General features: G+C 29.5%; 2 protein-coding genes. Both read left to right on the top strand.

Translation table 11 applies throughout. The features are described 5' to 3' along the window. Positions 1–374 precede the first annotated feature (374 nt). On the top strand, positions 375–524 hold the full coding sequence (locus tag BUA92_RS23450; RefSeq protein WP_175550950.1) for a hypothetical protein: 150 nt from the start codon (positions 375–377) through the stop codon (positions 522–524). Beyond that, entirely contained in the window at positions 494–2,050 is a 1,557-nt protein-coding gene (locus BUA92_RS22740; protein ID WP_073022883.1) for an ATP-binding protein, read from the top strand. The genes BUA92_RS23450 and BUA92_RS22740 overlap by 31 nt, the downstream gene beginning before the upstream one ends. Positions 2,051–2,284 lie beyond the last annotated feature (234 nt).

The raw sequence follows: 2,284 nt of genomic DNA, 5'->3' as shown, positions 1-2,284 counted from the left end.
AAATTACTTAAAACTACAACTTAGTAGAATTTAAGTATAAAATTCAGTCAATATAATTGACAAAGATTTACGTTTTCCTCTGTTTAATTTTGAGATAATGTTAAAGGTTACTAGATTTATCTAGTAACCTTTTTTGTCGTATTTTTTAATAGAAGTCTAATTAGTTGGTGAAAGGAATTTAATAAAGGCTGAGAAACACTTTCTACAGTATAGAAATTAAAAGGAATTTAATGAGACTTGCACTCCTATTCGGTAGGCGCGTCTTTCAGCGCCAGTCTAATCCTTTAGTAGAAGGAATTTGATGGAGCTGAGAAACGCTCCTACAGTGCAGAAGTTAAAAGGAATTTGATGAGACTTGAGGAGAAGTCTCTACAGTGCAGAAGTGCAGAACATCAGAAGATCAGAAAATCAGAACATCAGAACATCAGAAATATAGAAACTCTTTTAGATTTGGAGTCATAGTATATAGAGAAGAACTTGTGGGAGGATGGTTATGGGTAATAAGAAAGCTATTAAAGAAGTGATTGGGAATGATGATGATGATATTTTAAGTGAATCACATTGGTATGATACTGATGAAGTTGAAGGTGTGGTTATAGAGGAATTCTTTTTTGATAATAGTGAAAAGGAATTAAAAGAGTTTGAGAAGAAGGTTCCTCCACCGGTAGAAGAAAAAGTTAATAGTAATTCTAAGGTTTCTAAAGAAGAAGTAAAGAAGAAAGTTATTATTAATAGTCTAAATATATCTACAGAAAATGAAGCATATGATGTTACTAAAAATGTTAGACTTAGAAAATCAACGGTTAATATGGTTACTGAGATGAGAATGATGCATCCAAATGTGAATATCAGAATTAGTAGAATTATAGATGATTCTATAAGATGTTATTATGGGATTATAAAGGAGCAGGGTGGGTTTGCCATAGAAGAAAAAGACAACTTAGTAAGTTTAGCTAGAGATTTTAAAGTAGAAGCAAAGATATCAAATAATTTTTACGAAGAAAGAGAAAATGTTCCCTTTGATGATAGAGTGAATAACTATGCTGATATTGGAGATTTAAAGTTAGATTTAATAAAAGAGTATTTTAGATCTTCGGAAAATCAGCTATATTGGCAGGTTGGAAAGCAGCCTATAGAAAATTTGTTAGGTGAGATGAATGTACTAGAAATATTTAATGAGGAAGTGAAGGTTAAAAATATAGGTTTATTAATGTTTAGTGATGCTCCTGAAAGATTTTTTCCAAGTTGTCAAATTGAGGTTGTGAATTTTAATGATGTTTCCGAGGGAAAAAAAATTTCGGAAAGTGTTTTTAAAGGATCAATATATACTCAGTTATTGGGGGTGCTAATTTATATTAGAAATTCAGTTATAAAGGAAAAGATTATTAAATTAAATGAGGAAGGCAATGAACTAAAGATGTTTAATTATCCAGATGAAGCTATTAAAGAAGCTTTAGTTAATGCTGTGTACCATAGAGATTATCTGGATAATAATCCTATAGAAGTTAGAATAGAGAAAGAAGAGATAGCTATAATAAGTTATCCAGGGGCGGATAAATCAATAAAGATTGAGGATATTAATAAAGGAAAAGTAATAGCTAGAAGATATAGAAATAGGAGGCTGGGAGAATTCCTTAAAGCTATGAAGTTTGCAGATGGAAGAGCAACAGGTTTATCTAAAATTATTGAGTGTATGGAAAAGAATAATTCACCTAAACCTATATTTGAAACTGATGAAGAAAGAACCTACTTTTTAGTTAGATTACCTATAAATTCTTGTTTCTTGGAGCGGAGGGCCCAAGACAGGGTGCAAGATGAGGCCCAAGATAGATTTAAAGAGTTCTATATAAATGATACTGAAAAGAGAATACTTGAATTATTAGATGAGAAGGAGATGTCTAAAAAAGAAATAATTGAAGCATTAGGATATGGAATTATAAATGGTAATTTAAAAAGGGCAATTAATAGATTACTAAAAGTTAATATTATAACTTATACATTACCCAATAGACCTAATAGCAGATACCAAAAATATAAACTTTTAAAGTAGAATACTAGAAGCAAAAATTAAGAGAATATATAAAAAAAGTTAATAGATAGCTTTTGAAGAAAATATACAAAAAAATCTCTAAAAAATTCAAAAAGCATATTGACAATTAGTAAGTATATTTATATAATACTATTTGTCGCCAAGATAGAGGCGATAAGTTCTTTGAAAATTGCACATAAGTAATATATATTTAAAGCCAGTTGGCAAAAATAATCAATATTCTTTATAGAATGA

This window comes from Clostridium intestinale DSM 6191 (genome assembly GCF_900130055.1).
Taxonomy (GTDB): domain Bacteria; phylum Bacillota; class Clostridia; order Clostridiales; family Clostridiaceae; genus Clostridium_T; species Clostridium_T intestinale.
This window is presented reverse-complemented; position numbering and strand designations above follow the sequence as displayed.